This window comes from Thalassospira sp. MCCC 1A02491 (genome assembly GCF_001613785.1).
Lineage (GTDB): Bacteria > Pseudomonadota > Alphaproteobacteria > Rhodospirillales > Thalassospiraceae > Thalassospira > Thalassospira povalilytica.
Window position 1 is genome coordinate 109,581 of record NZ_LPVX01000032.1, and the last position, 19,199, is coordinate 128,779.

A 19,199-nucleotide genomic window follows, 5' to 3' on the forward strand; every position below is an offset into this window, starting at 1 on the left:
TTTCACAAAAGACGGGAGGCGGGCGTCCCGACATGGATCGGACCCGATCCTGTTGGGCCCTGTTTTGCCCGATCACGACAATCGACGCAAGGCCCGAAGGGGTCCGTAAAAGTACCTGTAAAAAAATTAACCGGCCAACATCACCATGCGGGCCGGTTACATATTTCTGATCAGTGCGCACCCAACAGGGATGAATGCAGGAAGCCCTGGAAACTGGTTGCGACCGGTCCGGTCATCAGGACATGGTCATCGGGCAACCATTCAATCGTAAGCTTGCCCCCGTCAAGAATGACATCGGTTTTGCGCCCGGTCAGTCCGCGACGGGCCGCCGCAATGCCGACCGCACAGGCACCGGTACCACATGCACGCGTCACACCGACACCGCGTTCCCAGACACGCATCCGGATCTGGTTTTCGCCGATGATGCTGCACACTTCGATATTGGCGCGTTCGGGAAACATTTCGTGATGTTCAAGGATCGGTCCGAATTTTTCGATATCGACGGCTTCGGCGTCATCGACAAAAAAGACCGCATGCGGATTGCCGACATTGACCCCGACTGCGTCCGAAAGCGGACCAAGCGACAATGGAATATGGTTGGTATCAACCGCTTCTGACAGCGGGATATCACGCCAGTCCAGCCGGACCTGCCCCATATCCACGGTTACCTGACCATCAGCCAAACCATTGGCATCAAGAAGGCCAACCACGGTTTCAATGATCGCATCATTGCGGCCAAGCTCGCCCATGACGATGCTGGCAACACAGCGCGTGGCATTTCCACATGCCTCGACCTCGCCGCCATCATTGTTGCGGATGCGCATGAAGGCATCGGCAAGATCATCGCGGGCCGGTTCGATCACGATCAACTGATCGCACCCCACACCGGTTTTGCGATCTGCAATCCGGGCAGCGGTTGCGTTATCAAGATCAAGCACAGCGGGATCGCGTCGTCCGTCAAAGACAACGAAATCATTTCCCAGACCATGCATTTTGACAAAAGGAATACCGTTCATACCCGCCTTATAGTCCTGTTTCCGGGGCCCGTCCACATATCGCTTACCCGGATGTAGCACGAATATGCCCCGGCGCAAGCAGGCGTCTTTACGGATTTGGAAATGCTGTCAGGCTGACAGTTTCGGGGTTGCCGGTGCGCAATAGCGGACCTTGCTTGGCACGAAACCGGCCTTGGCAAAATAATCGCGCAAACGCCCGTCACATTCGCCAAGCGAAACATACACATTGGCACATTTATGATCGCGCGCCAGCCGGTTCATCGCATCGCGCATGGCATCAAACACATACGCACCCGCCACGATTTCCACCGCCATGACATTATCGACATGCAGGACAAGCCCGTCGGTCATGTCATCACGCACATAATAGGAAAACAGACCGTGGATATAGCCGCGCTCGTTGGACAGAACGATGATGCCGCGCTGGCGTTGCCATAAAAGCTGGTCGGCATCGGTTGCCCCCGCCAGGCCAGAGTCCGCCCCCGTATCGCCAACCGGCAGACAATACCGGTCGACAAAGGCACGCCATCGATCAAAAGACATATCGACCTGCATCATCTGCACCAGCGGATACGTCATATCCGCAGTGTGCGATGTAAGGGGATGTGCCTGATAGGCTTCTGACATGATTACCGTCCTCTGGAATTTACCCGATCATGCCGCAAATAAATCCGGTCAACCTTGATGTGCATCAACACGTTTGGATGCGTTGGGGCGCATAAACAGCCACAACACTTGAGGTCCCCGTCCGGCGACAACATGGAATCCCATGATTGAATTTCCAGCGGGTATTGCGCGCCTGTATTGACGTACATCAATGGCTTTTGGGTCATGTGCCCGCATACTCGCCGCACTGAATGGGAAACCTCGCCAGGTTCAATGCGTCCCTGTTTCAAACGGGATGCATTGTGGGTGGGGCTTCAAGTGCAGGTGAATAACCCTTCCTCGGATCGGGTTATTCACGGGGACGGATGAAACTGTCCGAGAGGGTCTGGACAGTTGCCCCGAACACCTTGAACGGGAGTCAAGCATGGGCCAAGGGAGCATGGCACAGACAGCATCGCCTGCGGTTGCTGTTAATTATAATATGGACGTTGTGCGCTGGGCCGCACTCGCGACCGTATTTTGGGGAGTCGTCGGATTTCTGGTGGGTGATGTCATCGCCTGGCAGCTCGCATTTCCGGCGCTCAATTTCGACAATGAATTTCTGAACTTTGGGCGTCTGCGCCCATTGCACACCTCGGCAGTTATCTTTGCCTTTGGTGGTAACGCTTTGCTGGCGACTTCCTTCTATGTGGTTCAACGCACCTGCCGCACCCCGCTTTATGGCGGCACGGCGTTGCCTGCATTTGTATTCTGGGGGTATCAGCTTTTCATCGTGATGGCCGCGATCGGTTACGTGACCGGCACCACCCAGGGCCGCGAATATGCCGAACCGGAATGGTTTGTTGATCTGTGGCTTACCCTGGTTTGGGTCTGCTATCTGGCGATGTTTGTCGGTACCCTGCTGAAACGTCAGGAACCGCACATTTATGTGGCAAACTGGTTCTATCTGGCGTTTATCGTCACGATCGCGATGCTCCATCTTGGCAACAACCTTGCCATTCCGGTATCGCTGACCGGCACCAAGTCCTATTCGATGTTCTCTGGTGTTCAGGATGCCCTGACCCAGTGGTGGTACGGCCATAACGCGGTTGGCTTCTTCCTGACGGCCGGCTTCCTTGGCATGATGTATTACTTCATCCCGAAACGGGCCGAACGTCCGGTTTATTCCTATCGCCTGTCGATCATTCACTTCTGGGCGCTGATCTTCCTCTATATCTGGGCTGGTCCGCACCATCTGCACTACACAGCCCTTCCTGATTGGGCGCAGACCCTTGGCATGACCTTCTCGATCATGTTGTGGATGCCGTCCTGGGGCGGGATGATCAACGGTCTGATGACACTTTCGGGTGCCTGGGACAAGCTGCGTACCGACCCGGTCCTGCGTTTCATGGTTGCTGCTGTCGGTTTCTATGGCATGTCGACCTTCGAAGGTCCGGTCATGTCGATCAAGGCCGTCAACGGACTTTCGCACTATACCGACTGGACCATTGGTCACGTGCATTCCGGTGCGCTTGGCTGGGTTGCCTTCGTATCGTTCGGTGCGATCTACTTCCTGATCCCGGTTCTGTGGAATCGCGAACGCCTGTATTCGATGCGTCTGGTGTCGCATCACTTCTGGTTGGCGACCATCGGGATTGTTCTTTACATCACCTCGATGTGGGTTTCGGGGATCATGCAGGGCCTGATGTGGCGCGCCTATGACGAACTGGGCTTCCTGCAATATTCCTTCATCGAAACCGTTGAGGCGATGCATCCCTACTACATCATTCGCGCAACCGGCGGCCTGCTGTTTGTTCTTGGTTCGCTGCTGATGGTCTGGAACGTCTACAAGACGATCAAGGGCGATCTGCGTAACGAAGCTCCGATCGGCACACCTGCCACTGTTGCAGCCGAATAAGGGGGGAACGAGATATGCTTCTTAAAAAACACCATATCGTTGAAAAGAACGTCTTCGTTCTGATCCTTGGCATTTTCCTGACCATCATCATTGGTGGCATCGTGGAAATCGTGCCGCTGTTCACGATGGAACAGACCATCGAAAAGGTCGAAGGGGTACGTCCCTATTCGCCGCTCGAACAGGCTGGTCGCAACATCTATATCCGTGAAGGCTGCTATAACTGCCATTCCCAGCAGATCCGTCCGTTCCGTGACGAGGTCGAACGGTATGGCCATTACAGCCTTGCCGCGGAATCGATGTATGACCACCCGTTCCAGTGGGGATCGAAACGTACCGGTCCGGACCTGGCACGTGTCGGCGGGAAATATTCCAATGACTGGCATGTGGCCCACATGAAGGATCCGCGCTCTGTCGTGCCGGAATCAATCATGCCGGGTTATCCGTTCCTTGCTGAACGCAAACTGAACTTCGATGACGCACAGGCCCATCTCGAAACACTTCGTATGGTCGGGGTTCCCTATACCGACGAAATGATCGAGACGGCCAAGGCAGACCTTTACCTGCAGGCCAGCGAGGATGCGGCCTATGACGATGATTTCCTTGCTCGTTACCCGAATGCGGCAACAGGTGATTTTGACGGCAAACCGGAAGAACTGACCGAAATGGATGCGCTGATTGCGTATCTGCAGGTCCTGGGCCGGATGGTCGACTTCACCACCTATAACCCGCAGATGAACCTGCGCTAGGGCAAAGGGGAACGTCATGGAATTCTTTACGCAACTCGCTGACTTTTTCCGCCCCCTGTGGGGACTGTGGCTGATGCTTCTGTTCAGCACGATCATTGCCTGGGTCATGTGGCCAAGCAAAAAGCGCAATCGGGACATGGAAGCACACGCCCGGATTCCGCTGCGGGATCAGGATTAAGGGGAGAACAGAGTAATGCCGACACATGTCGAAAAAGACCAGGTATCCGGGCGCGAGACCACCGGCCATGAATGGGACGGTATCAAGGAGCTCAACACACCGCTTCCGTCCTGGTGGGTCTATGTTTTTTGGGTGACCGTAATCTGGTCAATCGGTTACTGGGTGGTTTATCCGTCCTGGCCGACCGCCAATGACTATCTCAAGGGGATGTTCGGGACGACCAACCGTACCCAGCTGCATGAAACCCTGAACAATGTTGCTGCCGAACGCGCTCCGTTCATGGAACGCCTTGCGGCACTCGATGTAACGGAAATCACCAGCGATCCGGAACTTCTGAACTTCTCGATGGCCGGTGGCAAGGCGATCTTTGCCGACAATTGCGCACCGTGTCACGGTACGGGCGGATCGGGCAATCCGGGCTTCCCGTCGCTTCAGGATGATGCATGGCTTTGGGGCGGGACACTCGAAACCATCAACGAAACCCTGCATGTCGGGATCCGCTGGGATGCCAATGAAGACACCCGCATGAATGACATGCCGGCCTTTGGCCGTGACGGTTTGCTTGAACGCGATCAGATCGACGATGTTGTGCAATATGTCCTGCACTTCACCGACCGCGCAACCGACAAGGCCGCGGCTGATCGTGGTGCGATCGTGTTCGAAGAAAACTGCGCATCCTGCCATGGTGACAATGCCAAAGGCATTCAGGAACTCGGTGCACCGAACCTGACAGACGCCATCTGGCTGTATGGCGGCGACAAAGCTACCATCACCGAAACCGTGACCAATTCGCGCCGTGGCGTGATGCCGGCATGGGAAGGCCGTCTTGACGAAGAAACCATCAAGATGCTGACGGTCTATGTCCACTCTTTGGGTGGCGGCCAGTAAAACAGACTGCCAGGGCCGGTGATATCTATCATCGGCCCTTTTTATTCCGGGCACTTTGTCCGAAACGAGATGTCCGTCGCAGTTTTCCCATGATCTTCACGTCGTAAATTGACATGTATCATGGTTACTGAGGCGGACCTTTCGTATTTTCAGGCTCAGATTTGAATAATGAAAGCCTGCCCCGAAAAGCTGCTGACAAATTGAACTTTCTGTCTGACAGCTTGGCCGTTTGCTCCGACTGGCGGTTTCCCGCAAAACCACCGCCATCAGCACGGTAGGGAGCACTAACCAGGTAGCGAAAATGGCCATGTCCAGCTTGCCGCATCCCGATGCCGAACACACCGCCAGCCCGCTTGTCAGTGATGGCAGCGACTATGACGATCAACCGCTTTATAAAACGCGTGACAAGGTCTATCCCAAACGCGTTTCCGGTCGGTTCCGCAACCTCAAATGGTTCGCACTGATCGCGTTATTGTCGATTTACTGGCTGGTGCCATGGATCCGCTGGGACCGTGGACCAAGCGCCCCCGATCAAGCTGTTCTGATCGACATGGACCTTGGCCGCGCCTATTTCTTCTTCATCGAAATCTGGCCCCAGGAAGTCTATTACATCACCGGCATCCTGATCATGGCGGCAATCGGTCTGTTTCTGGCAACCTCGCTGTTTGGACGTATCTGGTGTGGTTATGGCTGCCCGCAGACGGTCTGGACCGATCTTTTCATGCTGGTCGAACGTTATATCCAGGGCGATCGCAACGCGCGTGTCCGACTTGATCAGTCGAAATGGACGTTCGAGAAATTCTGGAAAATCGGTGCAACCCATCTGGCCTGGATTGCCATTGCCATGGCAACCGGCGGCGCGTTTGTTCTGTATTTCAACGATGCCCCGACCGTCATCGTCGATGTCTTTACCGGCAATGCGACGCTGGCTGTTTATGTCACCATCGCGTTTTTGACTTTCTCGACCTATCTTCTGGCTGGCTGGGCCCGCGAACAGGTTTGCACCTATATGTGTCCTTGGCCGCGTTTTCAGTCGGCAATGCTGGATGATGAAAGTCTGATCGTCACCTATGAAGGATGGCGTGGGGAAGCCCGCGGGCCGCTTAAACGCAAAAACCTGACCCGTGGCGAAGTGCCCGAAACCGGCCACTGCATTGATTGCCGTGCCTGTGTGAATGTCTGCCCGACCGGCATTGATATCCGCGACGGCCTGCAGATGGAATGCATTGGCTGTGGCCTGTGTATTGATGCCTGCAACGACATCATGGACAAGGTCGGCTTTCCGCGTGATCTGGTCCGGTTTGACTCGGTCCAGAACACCCAGCTTCGCGCCCAAGGCAAGGCAACCCGTGTTCGCATCATTCGCCCGCGCACCATTTTCTATGCAGCCATCCTGACCGTGGTGGCATCGGTGATGATGTTCGGTCTTTTGAACCGCTCAGTCCTTGAACTCAACGTGCTGCGTGACCGCAACCCGCTATTTGTTACCCTGTCTGATGGCGATGTCCGCAATGGCTATACGGTCAAGTTGCTCAACAAGGAACAGTCGCTGAAAACCTATGAACTGACGGTTTCCGGCCTGACGATTTCGGATTTCCAGATCATCGGTCAGACCCCGAACCAGAAAGGCACCTTTGATCTTGAAGTGGCGCCGGACCGGGTTGGCAGTTTCCGTGTGTTCATTGCCGCCGATCCGTCGGCACTTGATGGCGATGCAACACCGTTCGAATTCACGGTGACCGATACGGAAACCGGAAACACCGAAACATATGATACAGTATTTGCCGGTCCCAAGACCGACCGCTGATCGTGAAAACGCTTTGGCACAGGAAAGACAAGCAATGGCAACGCATATGACGTCTCCTTCTTCTGATCAAACCGGCCCGCGCAAATCGGATCGCTGGATCCCTTGGTACTTTGTTGGCGGTTTTGCCATCATGCTGATTGCCAATATTTCGCTGATCACTTTTTCCATGACCAGCTGGAACGGCCTTGTCACCAAGCACGCCTTTGAAGAAGGCAACAACTACAATGCCGCAATTTCCGGTGCGGCCCGTCAGGCCGAACTTGGTTGGCGCAGCAAACTGACGGTCGGGGGTGTCATCAATCAGTCGGGCACTGTCACTGTGCTGTTCCGTGACAAGGACAGCAACCCGATCAGTGGTGCAAAAATGTCGGTCGTCCTGACCCGTTCGGACCGCGACGACATGGATCAGACCATCCCGATGGCAGAAGTTGCACCGGGCGAATATCGCGCAAGTGCATCTTTCCCGGTATATGGTCGCTGGCAGGTCCGCACCATCGCCCATGCCATGGGCGATGATTACCAGACACTTGAAAACGTCGTCATCAATCCATGACTCAGCCCGCCCTTTGCCGTCACTGCCAGGAACCGGTCACTGCCTCGTCACCGGCGGGGCCTGACTTTTGCTGTGCGGGATGTGCCGGGGCGTATGAGCTGCTGGGCGAATTGGGGCTTTCATCCTATTACAAACGCCGCGCGGTTGATCCCAAAATCCGCGCCCTGCGCCCGGATGAAGAAACGCTTGGCAGTCTTGATTTCACCGAACTGGCCAGCACCGATGACACCGGCACCCACCATCTTAATCTGATGGTGGATGGCATCCATTGTGCGGCCTGTGTCTGGTTGATCGAAACTCTGTTGCAACGCAACGATGCCGTGACGCGTGCCCGGGTCAATATGACGACCCGCCGCCTGCGTCTAAGCTGGCAGGGTGCGTCGTCCGATATCGGGGCCATCCTGTCACCGGTTTTGCAGATGGGCTATCGCCTGATCCCGTTTGATCCCGCCGCCCTTGAACAGGCAACCGTATCCCGCAACAAGGAATTGCTGCGCTGTTTGGCCGTGGCCGGATTTGCTGCCGGCAATGTGATGTTGTTATCGGTTTCTGTCTGGGCCGGGTATTTTCAGGGCATGGGCGGGGCAACCCGCGATCTGTTTCACTGGTTATCGGCATTGATTGCATTGCCTGCCGCGGCCTATGCCGGGATGCCGTTTTATCGCTCCGCACTGGGTGCCATCCGCAACCGCCGGGTCAATATGGATGTCCCGATCAGCCTTGGCGTGATCCTTGCCCTTGGCATGAGCCTTGCCCAAACCATTCGTAGCGAACCGCATGCCTATTTCGACAGCGCGATCACGCTTTTGTTTTTCCTGCTGATTGGTCGCTATCTGGACGGGCGGGCCCGTGGACAGGCACGGTCGGCGGCCGAACATCTTTTGTCTCTGAATGCCCGGTCAATCACCATCATTGACGATGACGGAACCCGTCGCCTGATCGCCCCGCACAAGGCGGAACCGGGCATGGTCGTTCTGACGGCGGCGGGGGAACGGATCGGCATTGACGGTGAAGTCATCGACGGCCAGTCCGACATTGATACCAGCGTCATCACCGGCGAAAGCATCCCGGTCCTGACCCGCCCGGGCAAAACAGTCTTTGCCGGCACGACCAATATATCCGCGCCTTTGCGCATTCGTGTGACGGCAACCGGCGGCAATACCCTGCTATCGGAAATTGTCCGGCTGATGGAAAATGCCGAACAGGGTCGGGCCAAATATGTCGCGATTGCCGACCGGGTGGCCAAATCCTATGCCCCGGTTGTTCATTTCCTGTCGCTGGCCACTTTTGTCGGCTGGTGGCTGATTGGCGGTCTTGCCTGGCAGGATGCGCTGATGAATGCGATTGCGGTTCTGATCATTACCTGCCCCTGTGCGCTGGCCCTTGCGGTTCCGGTCGTTCAGGTCATTGCCACCGGCCGGTTGTTACGCGCCGGAATTCTTGTCAAATCGGCAACCGCACTTGAACGGCTGACCAAAATTACCGGTATCATCTTTGACAAAACCGGAACACTGACCACCGGCAAACCCGAACTGGTCAGCCAGACCGACGCCGAAACGCTTGAACTTGCCGCCCGCATTGCCGCCAACAGCAATCATCCATTGTCCCGCGCCCTGGTGCGTGCGGCTGGCAATGTTGCGGCCATGGCCAATGTCACCGAACAGCCCGGTCTTGGCCTGACGGCGCATACACCGTTTGGCACCATTTTGCTTGGCAGTCGCACATTTTGCGATATCGCGGAAAACGCCGATTTGCCGTCTGATGTCACCGGGCCGGAATTGTGGTTGGCAGAACCGGGAAAATCACCGACCCGGTTTGTGTTCCGCGACACACCGCGCAGTGACGCGGTCACGGTGGTTGATACCCTGCGTGCGCGTGGATTTGATATGACATTGCTGTCGGGGGACCGCAGCAGCACGGTCCGCCAGCTTGCCGAAACAATCGGCTTGCGTGACTGGCATGCGCGCATGTCCCCGACCGACAAGGCCGGCTTTGTTCAGAAACGCGCAGATGACGGCAAGTTTGATCTGATGGTCGGCGATGGCATCAATGATGCGCCGGCTCTTGCCTGTGCCCATGCATCAATGTCACCGGCAACCGCTGCCGAGATTTCGCAAAACGCGGCCGATATCGTATTTCAGGGCGACAGGCTGGGTGCCGTCATCGAAGCCATCGACGTCGCCCGCAAGGCCGACCGGCTGGTGCGTCAGAACTTCGCCCTGTCCTTTGCCTATAACCTGATTACGATTCCCCTTGCGGTATCGGGCTTTGTCACCCCCCTGATTGCAGCCATCGCCATGTCATCGTCATCGCTGATTGTTATTGCCAATGCCTTGCGCCTGCATGCCAAGACATCCGGACAATCGCCAAACCTTGATATCGCGCCCCTGCGCCCCACATCCCAACAGGCAGGAGCCTAATGGCATGAGCAACCTTCTTCTCCTGATCCCGATCGCGCTGTTTCTGGGTCTTTTGGGGCTTGGTGCCTTTTTGTGGTCGCTGCGTTCCGGGCAATTCGACGACATGGAAGGGGCCGCCAATCGCATCCTGTTTGACGACGATGACGACCAGTTTGCGCCTAAATCCAAGAAATTCCACCACAATGACAGTTAGAATAACTTGAAACGCTCCTGTCTGTTCGCATAAATTAACGCTACTCAATGTATCGGGTCACCAGTATCGGAGTCTGCGATGGCAGTCCGCCCCCAACTTTGCGAAGCCTGTTCTATCAAGGACTTGACCTTCTGCTCGTCTTTGCACGGGGCTGAACATGATCAGCTGCGCCAACTGCTGACTCACGTCCAGTTTGATTCACACAGCACCATCTTCCACGAAGCCGAAGAAGCCGACTATGTCTTCAACGTCACGTCGGGCTCGGTCAAACTGTACAAATTGCTGGGTGATGGTCGCCGTCAGATCACCGGTTTCCTGTTTGCAGGCGACTTTCTGGGACTGGCCCTGAATGCCAATTACAGCTACACCGCCGAGGCAATCGAACCGGTCACGGCCTGTCGCTTCCCGCGTCAGAAACTTGAAAAGCTGTTTGATCAGTTCCCGCATCTTGAAAAACGCATGCTGGGCATGGCGGTGGACGAACTGGCCGCCGCACAGGACCAGATGCTGTTGCTCGGCCGCAAGACCGCCAAGGAAAAGGTCGCATCCTTCCTGTTGATGCTGGCCCGCCGCCAGGAACATCGCGGTGAAAATACCGATACCATCAACGTCCCGATGAGCCGGTCCGACATTGCCGATTATCTGGGTCTGACCATCGAAACCGTGTCGCGCACCCTGACGCAACTGCGCAAGGAAGCAACGATTTCGCTCAAGGATAACCGCCATATCGAAGCGGTCGGGCTTGATATGCTCGAAGACCTTGCCGAAGGCCTCTGAATTCTTTTGTGCGACTGCACAGTAATGCTGACTGCGTCTTTGAAATGATGCGAGGAAAAAGCGCAAATTCGGTCAATTGATAACCTGTTGGCCGAATTGCCTATTTCGCGATTGCGAAAAAATATTTCCCGAATACCGTCATCATATTGTAAACATGACGGCACGCCCGACACAGATCGGGCAGCCAAATCCGGTCGAACCGGGGGAGAAACGTCATGAGTGCCACCACAAAAAAGATGGGCCGGGTTTCCGTCCCACAGCTTCGCGCCCGCAAGGGGGGCGAACCGATTGTCTGCCTGACTGCTTACACAACGCCAATGGCCCAGCGCCTCGATGAACATTGCGACCTTCTGTTGGTCGGTGATTCACTGGGCATGGTTGTCTATGGCATGGAAAGCACGCTTGCCGTGACCGTCGACATGATGGTCAATCACGGCAAGGCGGTCATGCGCGGCTCGAAAAATGCCTGTGTCGTGATTGATCTGCCATTTGGCAGCTATCAGGAATCCAAGGAACAGGCTTTCCGGACCGCATCGCATATTCTTGCCGAAACCGGCTGTGCCGCGGTCAAGCTCGAAGGCGGGGCCGAACTGGCCGAAACCATCGAATTTCTGACCCAGCGCGGCGTGCCCGTCATGGGCCATATCGGCCTGATGCCCCAACAGGTCAACACCATGGGCGGTTTCAAAAGTCAGGGGCGCGGCGAAGCTGCTGCTGAAAAAGTCCTGGCCGATGCCCGTGCTGTCGCCGACGCCGGCGCCTTTTCCGTCGTGGTCGAAGGAACGGTTGAACCGGTCGCCCGCCACATCACCGAAACCATCGATATTCCGACCATCGGGATCGGTGCATCGGTGGCCTGTGACGGCCAGGTTCTCGTCACCGAGGACATCCTTGGCCTGTTTTCGGATTTCACGCCAAAATTCGTCAAACGCTATGCCAATCTGGGCGATGCCGTCTCCGAGGCGGTCGGTCAGTATGCAAGCGAAGTACGCAACCGTCAGTTCCCGGCGGATGAACATTGCTTTGGCGTTACCAAAAAAGGTAACTTGCGCGCGGTCTGATACCTGATGGTTCTGACCGCCGCGATTTCTTGAAATTTCGATACGACGATTACGATGCCTCTTACGACTGTTCACACCGTCGCAGATTTGCGCGCGACTGTTGCCGACTGGCGCGCGCAGGGTCTGCGTGTTGCCCTGGTGCCAACCATGGGTGCGCTTCATGACGGCCATATCAGCCTGACCCGTCTTGCCCGTGAACATGCCGACCGCGTGATCGTATCGATCTTTGTCAATCCGACCCAGTTCGGCCCGAACGAGGATTTCGGCGCCTATCCCCGCACCCTGCCCGATGATCAGAAACTTCTTGATGCTGCCGGGGTGGAACTGTGTTTTGCCCCCTCGGTCGAGGAAATGTATCCCGACGGCTTTGCCACCAAGGTCAGTGTCGATGGCGCGATGACCAATGTTTTGTGCGGGGCGGCCCGCCCCGGTCATTTCGATGGCGTCGCCCAGATTGTTACCAAATTGCTGCTTCAAGCACTGCCCGATTGCGCGATTTTCGGCCAAAAAGACTATCAGCAGCTGATGGTCATCCGCCGTTTCAGTGCGGATCTCAACATTCCGGTCGACATTATCGGGGCCAAGATCCTGCGCGAAGAAGACGGTCTGGCCATGTCGTCACGCAATCGGTATCTGTCGCCACAGGAACGCGAAACCGCGCCAGTTCTGAACCGTGTTCTGGCCGATATCACCGCCAGGGCCGCCAAGGGTGCCGAACTTGGACCACTTTTGGCCAAGGGGCGCGAAGATATTCTGGCCGCCGGGTTCAATCCGATCGACTATCTTGAAGTTCGCGATGCGCAAACGCTTGAACTGGTCAGCCAAACCGTCACCAGACCCGCGCGAATCTTTGTTGCTGCGCGTCTTGGCAAGGCCCGCCTGATTGACAATCACGCGATTGATCCGGTCAGCCCGGCGGTTTGAACATCCGGTTGGATGCCCCCGGGCACCATCAGAATCGGGGATTGGGTTCGAAATGACTCGAAAAGCGCAGAACATCGCGCTTTTGCGCCCGATTGCGCTTGACTCCCCACCCCCGATCCAATAAACCCTCCTCACCAAAGGTCGCCCAAGGGGTGACTCCCCCAGTCCTCGAGTTTTCGAGCACTGGGTTTTAGTTTTTTGTGCGTACGCGGTGGAAACACCGGCAACACAGACGGGATTTGGAATGTTTGAAGGACTAAGCGATCGCCTTGGCGGAGTTCTCGATAAGCTGCGCAAACGTGGCGCGCTGAAGGAATCCGACGTCAAGGAAGCCATGCGCGAAGTACGCGTCGCCCTGCTTGAGGCTGACGTTGCGCTGCCGGTCGTCAAAACCTTTATCACCAACGCCACCGAACGTGCGGTTGGTCAGGACGTTCTGCGCTCGGTCACCCCGGGCCAGATGGTCGTCAAGATCGTCCATGACGAACTGAAAAACATGCTGGGCGAAGGCGAAGAGATCAATCTTGCCTCGACCCCGCCGGTGCCGATCCTGATGGTTGGTCTTCAGGGTTCGGGTAAGACCACCAGCTCTGCCAAGATCGCGCTGCACCTGACCAAGAAGCGCAACAAGAAGGTTCTTCTGGCATCGCTCGATATCTATCGTCCGGCCGCCCAGCAGCAGCTGAAAGTGCTGGCCGACGATAATGGTCTGGGTGTTCTGCCGATCGTTCTTGGCGAAAAGCCGGTTTCGATTGCAAAACGCGCCATGGATACCGGCCGCAAGGAAGGCTATGACGCCGTCATCCTTGATACCGCCGGCCGCCTGCATATCGACATGGAACTGATGAGCGAAGTCGCCCAGGTCCGTGATGCGGTCAACCCGGTCGAAACTCTTCTGGTCACCGATGCGATGACCGGTCAGGACTCGGTCAATGTGGCCAAGGAATTTGCCGAAAAGGTCGGCATCACCGGTATCGTTCTGACCCGTGTTGACGGTGATGCGCGCGGCGGTGCGGCCCTTTCGATGCGTCAGATTACCGGCTGCCCGATCAAGATGATCGGTGTCGGCGAAAAGATCGACGAGATGGAAGCCTTCCACCCTGATCGTATCGCCAACCGTATTCTTGGCATGGGCGACGTTGTCAGCCTGGTTGAAAAAGCCGCTGAAACGATCAAGGCCGAAGACGCCGAGAAAATGGCGAAGAAGCTGCGCAAGGGTCAGTTTGACCTGAACGACCTTCTCGCACAGCTCAAGCAGCTTCAGAAGATGGGTGATCTTTCCGGCATCATGGGGATGCTGCCGGGCATGGGCGCACTGAAAAAACAGATGTCGCAGACCAAGCTTGATCCGAAACTTCTGACCCATCAGGAAGCGATCATCCTGTCGATGACGCCCAAAGAACGTGAAAACCCGGCCCTGATCAAGGCATCGCGCAAAAAGCGTATTGCCGCGGGCTGTGGCCTGACGGTTCAGGACGTGAACAAGCTGCTCAAGCAATATCAGACCATGTCCACCATGATCAAAAAGATGGGCAAGATGGGCAAAAAGGGTCTGTTTGGCGGCATGCCGAAAATGGATCCGGCAATGCTTGAAGGCGGCGAAATGCCCGACCTCGGCAATCTGCCAAAAGGTTTCCCCGGTGCCGGGGGCGGTTTGCCGCCCGGCCTGCCGGGATTGGGGGGCGGCGGTGGCCTTCCTCCGGGATTCCCGGGATTTGGCAAAAAGAAATAGCCAGACCCCAGGTTCTTAAACAGGTTCTCAAGAATGCCTCTTAGGAACCGAAACGGTCGCAAGACCGCAGACTACAAGACTAGCGAATAGGCCCCTCGGGGCCCTGATTTAGAAGACTACAAACCCAAGCTGAAAGGAACTTATCCGAATGGCTGTCAAGATTCGTCTTTCCCGTGGCGGTGCCAAGAAGCGTCCGTACTACCGTATCGTAGTTGCTGACGTTCGTGCTCCGCGTGACGGCAGCTTCATCGAGAAAGTCGGTACCTATGATCCGATGCTCCCGAAGGATGCTGACAACCGCGTGACCTTCAAAGAAGAGCGCATCAAATACTGGCTGTCTGTTGGTGCACAGCCGACCGATCGTGTTGCACGCTTCCTTGGCAAGGCTGGCCTTGCTGACGCGTTCAAACCGACCGAACAGCCGCAGAAGTCGGCTCCGAAAGCGAAAGCCCAGGAACGTCTTCGTGAGAAAGCTGAAAAAGCTGAAGCTGCTGCTGCCGCTGCTGCGGAAGCCGCTGCCGAAGCAGCAGCACCTGCTGAAGAAGCTGCAGGCGAGTAATCGCTGAACGCACGCTTTGATCAGATACCGGAAACTTGTGAACCGAAATGGCTGATACCCGCAAATCCAAGAACGACGAAGCTTATGTCTGCGTCGGCATGATCACCGCCCCGCACGGGGTGCGTGGTGCCGTGCGCGTCAAAAGCTATACCGTCGACCCGGATAACCTTGTCGGTTACGGCCCGTTGTTCGACGCCAAGGGACGCGTGAAATACAAGCTCTCTCCTGTCGGACATGTCCGCGACCAGCTGATCGCCAAGATCGAAGGTGTGGACGACCGGGACGCCGCCGAACGGCTGCGGGGTACCAAGCTTCATGTACCACGGGCGGCACTGCCCGAGACGGAAGATGAAGACGAATTCTATCTTGCCGACCTTGTCGGTCTGAAGGCCTTCCACGTTGATGGATCGCTGTTCGGGACCGTACGGGGCGTGGCTGATTTTGGCGCTGGCGACGTAATCGAAGTCGCGCTTGAAGAAGTCCGTGGCAAGGTTGTCGTTCTTCCGTTTACCAAGGAAGTTGTTCCCGATGTGGTGCTTTCGGAACGCAAGCTGGTGGTAAATCCGCCCGAGGGGCTCCTTCAGGATGAAGACGGACCCGGCAATCGCAGCCGCCGTCCCAACAAATCCCGCAAGGACTCTCAGGCCGACCGCGATTCTGATGCCGTCACTGCCGATGCAGTAGGCGCGGAAACCGCGACCGGCAGCGGAAAGGAGGCCTGATCGATGTCTGTGTGGCAGGCAAAAGTTGCAACCCTGTTCCCGGAAATGTTCCCGGGTGTGCTTGGTCAGTCTTTGGCTGGCAAGGCGCTTGAGAACGGGATCTGGTCGCTTGATGTCAAAGACATCCGCGATCATGCAACCGACCGCCACCGCACTGTTGACGACAATCCTTTCGGGGGCGGGGCCGGCATGGTCATGCGCCCGGATATTGTCGACGCTGCCCTGCGTGAATTGCGTGCCGACGCACCGCAATTGCCGCTGATTTATCTCAGCCCGCGGGGAAAAGTGCTGAACCAGAAACGTTGCCGCGAACTGGCAGCGGGCCCGGGTGCCATCCTGTTGTGCGGTCGTTACGAAGGTATCGACCAGCGCGTACTTGATGAACACCAGGCCGAAGAGATCAGCATCGGCGATTACATCCTCATGGGCGGCGAACTGCCGGCCATGGTCCTGATTGAATCGTGCATTCGCCTCATCGAGGGAACGGTCAACAAGACCGAATCCGTCGACGAGGAAAGCTTTGAAACCGGGTTGCTTGAATATCCGCATTACACGCGCCCGGCCAATTGGAACGGGCGTGACGTGCCGGAGATCTTGCTTTCCGGACATCATGCCAAGGTACAAGCCTGGCGGCATGCACAGGCAGAAGAAATTACTCGTGAGCGACGCCCGGACCTTTGGGACCAGTATGTCGCAAACGGGAACATCAAAGAGGGTTAAACCATGACCAACATCATCCAGCAGCTCGAGAATGAGCAGCTCGACAAAATCGTTGCGCAGCGCGAAGTTCCGGAATTCGACGCAGGTGATACCGTTCGTGTACACCTGAAAGTCGTTGAAGGTACCCGTGAGCGTATCCAGCAGTTCGAAGGCGTTTGCATCGCCAAGAAGAACCGCGGCCTCAACTCTTCCTTCACCGTGCGTAAAATCGCATCGGGCGAAGGCGTTGAGCGTATCTTCCAGTCGTACTCCCCGGCCATCGACAAAATCGAAGTCGTTCGCCGCGGTGACGTTCGTCGCGCGAAACTTTACTACCTGCGTGGTCGTACCGGTAAATCTGCACGTATCGCCGAGCAGACCACCGGCCACAAAGGCAAACTGACCGCAGCAGAACGCGCGAAGAAGTAATTCTCCGCCGTTTGGCTATGTCAGACGAAAAGACGGGCTCACCTTCGGGTGGGCCCGTTTTCTTTTGTACCTTCGTTGACGCCAGCATTACACCTTCGCGCCAACCGGGGGCGAAACAAATGCAAAAATACATCCTAAAGTTGCATTATAGCGAATCGCCCGATTTCCGCCTGATATAACCAGACCCGCAGAAACCATACCATTATTTGATCAGCTTTTTTTATATCAGATATCCCTAACCTATATCGATTTCACTGGATTTGGCTACTCTGGGATGCTGTAATTTTCGCGATTCAATTTCCGGGTGTAAATGACAGTAAAACACGCGCACCGCACCTTGCGATTTAAAGGCCGCGGTGTATAAAGGCACTCCCGCGGCAAAAACAATCAAACCCGCGTGGTTCTGGATAATAAAATTTCGCAAACCGGATTAAGCCGGTTGCGCCGGAGAAAACGCCATAACCGATCTGCTGCCTTGGGCAGGATCACCATGCGTATTTTTCGAGACATTCCGGGCCACACAGACGGGGCGGTTGTTGCTGCTCAAAAGATCGATGTTTTATGAGGAGGTCGAGATGGGTCAACCTAAAACCCTTTTTGACAAGATTTGGGAAAGTCATGTGGTCGATACGCAGGATGATGGCACCTGCCTGCTGTATATTGACCGTCATCTCGTCCACGAAGTTACCAGCCCGCAGGCATTCGAAGGTCTTCGCAATTCCGGCCGCAAAGTGCGCCATCCCGAATTGACCCTTGCCGTGCCCGACCACAACGTTCCGACGTCTGACCGGTCCCAGGGCATCAAGGAAGAAGACAGCCGCATTCAGGTCGAAACCCTTGACCAGAACGCGCGCGAAACCGGCATTCATTATTTCCCGATGAACGACCTGCGTCAGGGTATCGTTCACATTGTCGGCCCGGAAGAAGGCTTTACCCTTCCTGGCGTGACCATGGTTTGTGGTGACAGCCACACTTCGACCCACGGCGCATTCGGTGCCCTGGCATTCGGTATCGGCACGTCCGAAGTCGAACATGTTCTGGCAACCCAGACCCTGGTTCAGAAACCGGCTAAAAACATGCTGGTCAAGGTTGACGGCGACCTCCATCCGGGCGTTACCGCCAAGGACATCACCCTTGCGATCATCGGTCGTATCGGCACGGCTGGCGGTACCGGCTATGTCATCGAATATGCCGGTTCGGCGATCCGTTCGCTGTCGGTCGAAGGCCGCATGACCGTCTGTAACATGTCGATCGAAGGTGGCGCACGTGCCGGCCTGATCGCACCGGACGAGAAAACCTTTGAATATATCAAAGGCCGTCCGATGGCCCCCAAAGGTGCCGCATTCGAACAGGCTGTTGAATATTGGAAAACCCTGCCGTCTGACGAAGGTGCCCATTACGACAAGATTGTCGAAATTGATGCGGCCGACATCGTCCCGCAGGTTACCTGGGGCACCAGCCCGGAAGACGTCGTACCGGTTACCGGTGTTGTTCCGTCGCCAAGCGACGGCAAGGACGCCGGCAAGCAAAAGGCAATCGCCCGTTCCCTCGAATATATGGGTCTGACGGCTGGCACCCCGATCGAAGAAATCAAGATCGACCGCGTGTTCATCGGTTCGTGCACCAACGGTCGTATCGAAGATCTGCGTGCCGTTGCCGAAGTCGCCAAGGGTCGCAAGGTTTCGCCGTCGGTCAATGCCATGATCGTTCCGGGTTCCGGTCTGGTCAAGGAACAGGCCGAAGCAGAAGGCCTGCATGAAATCTTCATCGAAGCAGGCTTTGACTGGCGCGAGCCGGGCTGCTCGATGTGTCTGGCAATGAACCCGGACCGTCTGGCCCCGGGCGAGCGTTGCGCTTCGACTTCGAACCGTAACTTCGAAGGCCGTCAGGGTCGTGGTGGTCGTACCCACCTCGTCAGCCCGGCCATGGCAGCAGCTGCTGCAATCACCGGTCACCTGACTGACATTCGCAAACTCGGTTAAAGAAGGTTCC

19 protein-coding genes are annotated in these 19,199 nt (G+C 56.3%); 17 read left to right on the forward strand and 2 right to left on the reverse strand.

The genetic code is table 11. The features are described 5' to 3' along the window. Positions 1 to 170 precede the first annotated feature (170 nt). Together dapF and AUQ42_RS14650 are read right to left on the reverse strand one after the other, a co-directional pair. Positions 171 to 1,016, reverse strand: coding sequence for a diaminopimelate epimerase (gene dapF / locus AUQ42_RS14645; RefSeq protein WP_068519835.1), 846 nt, complete (start codon positions 1,014 to 1,016; stop codon positions 171 to 173). 108 nt (positions 1,017 to 1,124) lie between these two features. Next, entirely contained in the window at positions 1,125 to 1,643 is a 519-nt protein-coding gene (locus AUQ42_RS14650; protein WP_068519836.1) for a hypothetical protein, read from the reverse strand. A gap of 418 nt (positions 1,644 to 2,061) precedes the next feature. Between AUQ42_RS14650 and ccoN the strand changes: the two genes are divergently transcribed. The 17 genes from ccoN to leuC all read left to right on the forward strand — a co-directional run bounded on the left by ccoN (position 2,062) and on the right by leuC (position 19,189). Beyond that, positions 2,062 to 3,519: a cytochrome-c oxidase, cbb3-type subunit I gene (ccoN, locus tag AUQ42_RS14655; protein ID WP_068519837.1), complete on the forward strand. Its 1,458-nt coding sequence runs from the start codon at positions 2,062 to 2,064 to the stop codon at positions 3,517 to 3,519. Between the two features lie 14 nt (positions 3,520 to 3,533). After that, entirely contained in the window at positions 3,534 to 4,265 is a 732-nt protein-coding gene (gene ccoO, locus AUQ42_RS14660) for a cytochrome-c oxidase, cbb3-type subunit II (RefSeq protein ID WP_068519838.1), read from the forward strand. A gap of 16 nt (positions 4,266 to 4,281) precedes the next feature. Next, positions 4,282 to 4,443: a cbb3-type cytochrome c oxidase subunit 3 gene (locus AUQ42_RS15695; RefSeq protein ID WP_082817886.1), complete on the forward strand. Its 162-nt coding sequence runs from the start codon at positions 4,282 to 4,284 to the stop codon at positions 4,441 to 4,443. A gap of 15 nt (positions 4,444 to 4,458) precedes the next feature. Then, the gene (ccoP, locus tag AUQ42_RS14665; protein WP_068519839.1) at positions 4,459 to 5,331 is read left to right on the forward strand and encodes a cytochrome-c oxidase, cbb3-type subunit III; all 873 of its coding nucleotides are present in this window, start codon (positions 4,459 to 4,461) and stop codon (positions 5,329 to 5,331) included. 307 nt (positions 5,332 to 5,638) lie between these two features. Further along, a complete protein-coding gene (gene ccoG / locus AUQ42_RS14670) occupies positions 5,639 to 7,138 on the forward strand; it encodes a cytochrome c oxidase accessory protein CcoG (RefSeq protein WP_231856784.1) in 1,500 nt (499 codons plus the stop codon). A gap of 34 nt (positions 7,139 to 7,172) precedes the next feature. Then, positions 7,173 to 7,691, forward strand: a complete 519-nt coding sequence (locus AUQ42_RS14675) for a FixH family protein (RefSeq protein WP_068519841.1) — start codon at positions 7,173 to 7,175, stop codon at positions 7,689 to 7,691. After that, positions 7,688 to 10,111 carry a heavy metal translocating P-type ATPase metal-binding domain-containing protein gene (locus AUQ42_RS14680; RefSeq protein ID WP_068519842.1) on the forward strand — a complete coding sequence of 808 codons (2,424 nt, stop codon included), beginning with the start codon at positions 7,688 to 7,690 and terminating at the stop codon, positions 10,109 to 10,111. Before AUQ42_RS14675 ends, AUQ42_RS14680 begins: the two co-directional genes overlap by 4 nt. Positions 10,112 to 10,115: 4 nt before the next feature. Next, positions 10,116 to 10,304, forward strand: a complete 189-nt coding sequence (gene ccoS, locus AUQ42_RS14685) for a cbb3-type cytochrome oxidase assembly protein CcoS (RefSeq protein ID WP_068519843.1) — start codon at positions 10,116 to 10,118, stop codon at positions 10,302 to 10,304. A gap of 78 nt (positions 10,305 to 10,382) precedes the next feature. Beyond that, complete coding sequence (locus AUQ42_RS14690) at positions 10,383 to 11,081, forward strand: cyclic nucleotide-binding domain-containing protein (protein ID WP_068519844.1); 699 nt, start codon at positions 10,383 to 10,385, stop codon at positions 11,079 to 11,081. 215 nt (positions 11,082 to 11,296) lie between these two features. Further along, on the forward strand, positions 11,297 to 12,142 hold the full coding sequence (panB, locus tag AUQ42_RS14695; protein ID WP_068519845.1) for a 3-methyl-2-oxobutanoate hydroxymethyltransferase: 846 nt from the start codon (positions 11,297 to 11,299) through the stop codon (positions 12,140 to 12,142). Between the two features lie 54 nt (positions 12,143 to 12,196). Further along, positions 12,197 to 13,066, forward strand: a complete 870-nt coding sequence (panC, locus tag AUQ42_RS14700) for a pantoate--beta-alanine ligase (protein ID WP_068519846.1) — start codon at positions 12,197 to 12,199, stop codon at positions 13,064 to 13,066. Between the two features lie 244 nt (positions 13,067 to 13,310). Next, on the forward strand, positions 13,311 to 14,798 hold the full coding sequence (gene ffh / locus AUQ42_RS14705; RefSeq protein WP_068519847.1) for a signal recognition particle protein: 1,488 nt from the start codon (positions 13,311 to 13,313) through the stop codon (positions 14,796 to 14,798). A 148-nt stretch (positions 14,799 to 14,946) separates the two neighbouring features. Further along, positions 14,947 to 15,357: a 30S ribosomal protein S16 gene (gene rpsP / locus AUQ42_RS14710; protein WP_068519848.1), complete on the forward strand. Its 411-nt coding sequence runs from the start codon at positions 14,947 to 14,949 to the stop codon at positions 15,355 to 15,357. Between the two features lie 47 nt (positions 15,358 to 15,404). Continuing rightward, positions 15,405 to 16,079, forward strand: coding sequence for a ribosome maturation factor RimM (rimM, locus tag AUQ42_RS14715; RefSeq protein ID WP_068519849.1), 675 nt, complete (start codon positions 15,405 to 15,407; stop codon positions 16,077 to 16,079). 3 nt (positions 16,080 to 16,082) lie between these two features. Next, a complete protein-coding gene (gene trmD / locus AUQ42_RS14720) occupies positions 16,083 to 16,799 on the forward strand; it encodes a tRNA (guanosine(37)-N1)-methyltransferase TrmD (protein WP_068519850.1) in 717 nt (238 codons plus the stop codon). A gap of 3 nt (positions 16,800 to 16,802) precedes the next feature. Further along, positions 16,803 to 17,207 carry a 50S ribosomal protein L19 gene (gene rplS, locus AUQ42_RS14725; RefSeq protein WP_068519851.1) on the forward strand — a complete coding sequence of 135 codons (405 nt, stop codon included), beginning with the start codon at positions 16,803 to 16,805 and terminating at the stop codon, positions 17,205 to 17,207. Positions 17,208 to 17,782: 575 nt separating this feature from the next. Next, positions 17,783 to 19,189 carry a 3-isopropylmalate dehydratase large subunit gene (leuC, locus tag AUQ42_RS14730; RefSeq protein ID WP_068520007.1) on the forward strand — a complete coding sequence of 469 codons (1,407 nt, stop codon included), beginning with the start codon at positions 17,783 to 17,785 and terminating at the stop codon, positions 19,187 to 19,189. Positions 19,190 to 19,199: the final 10 nt, after the last annotated feature.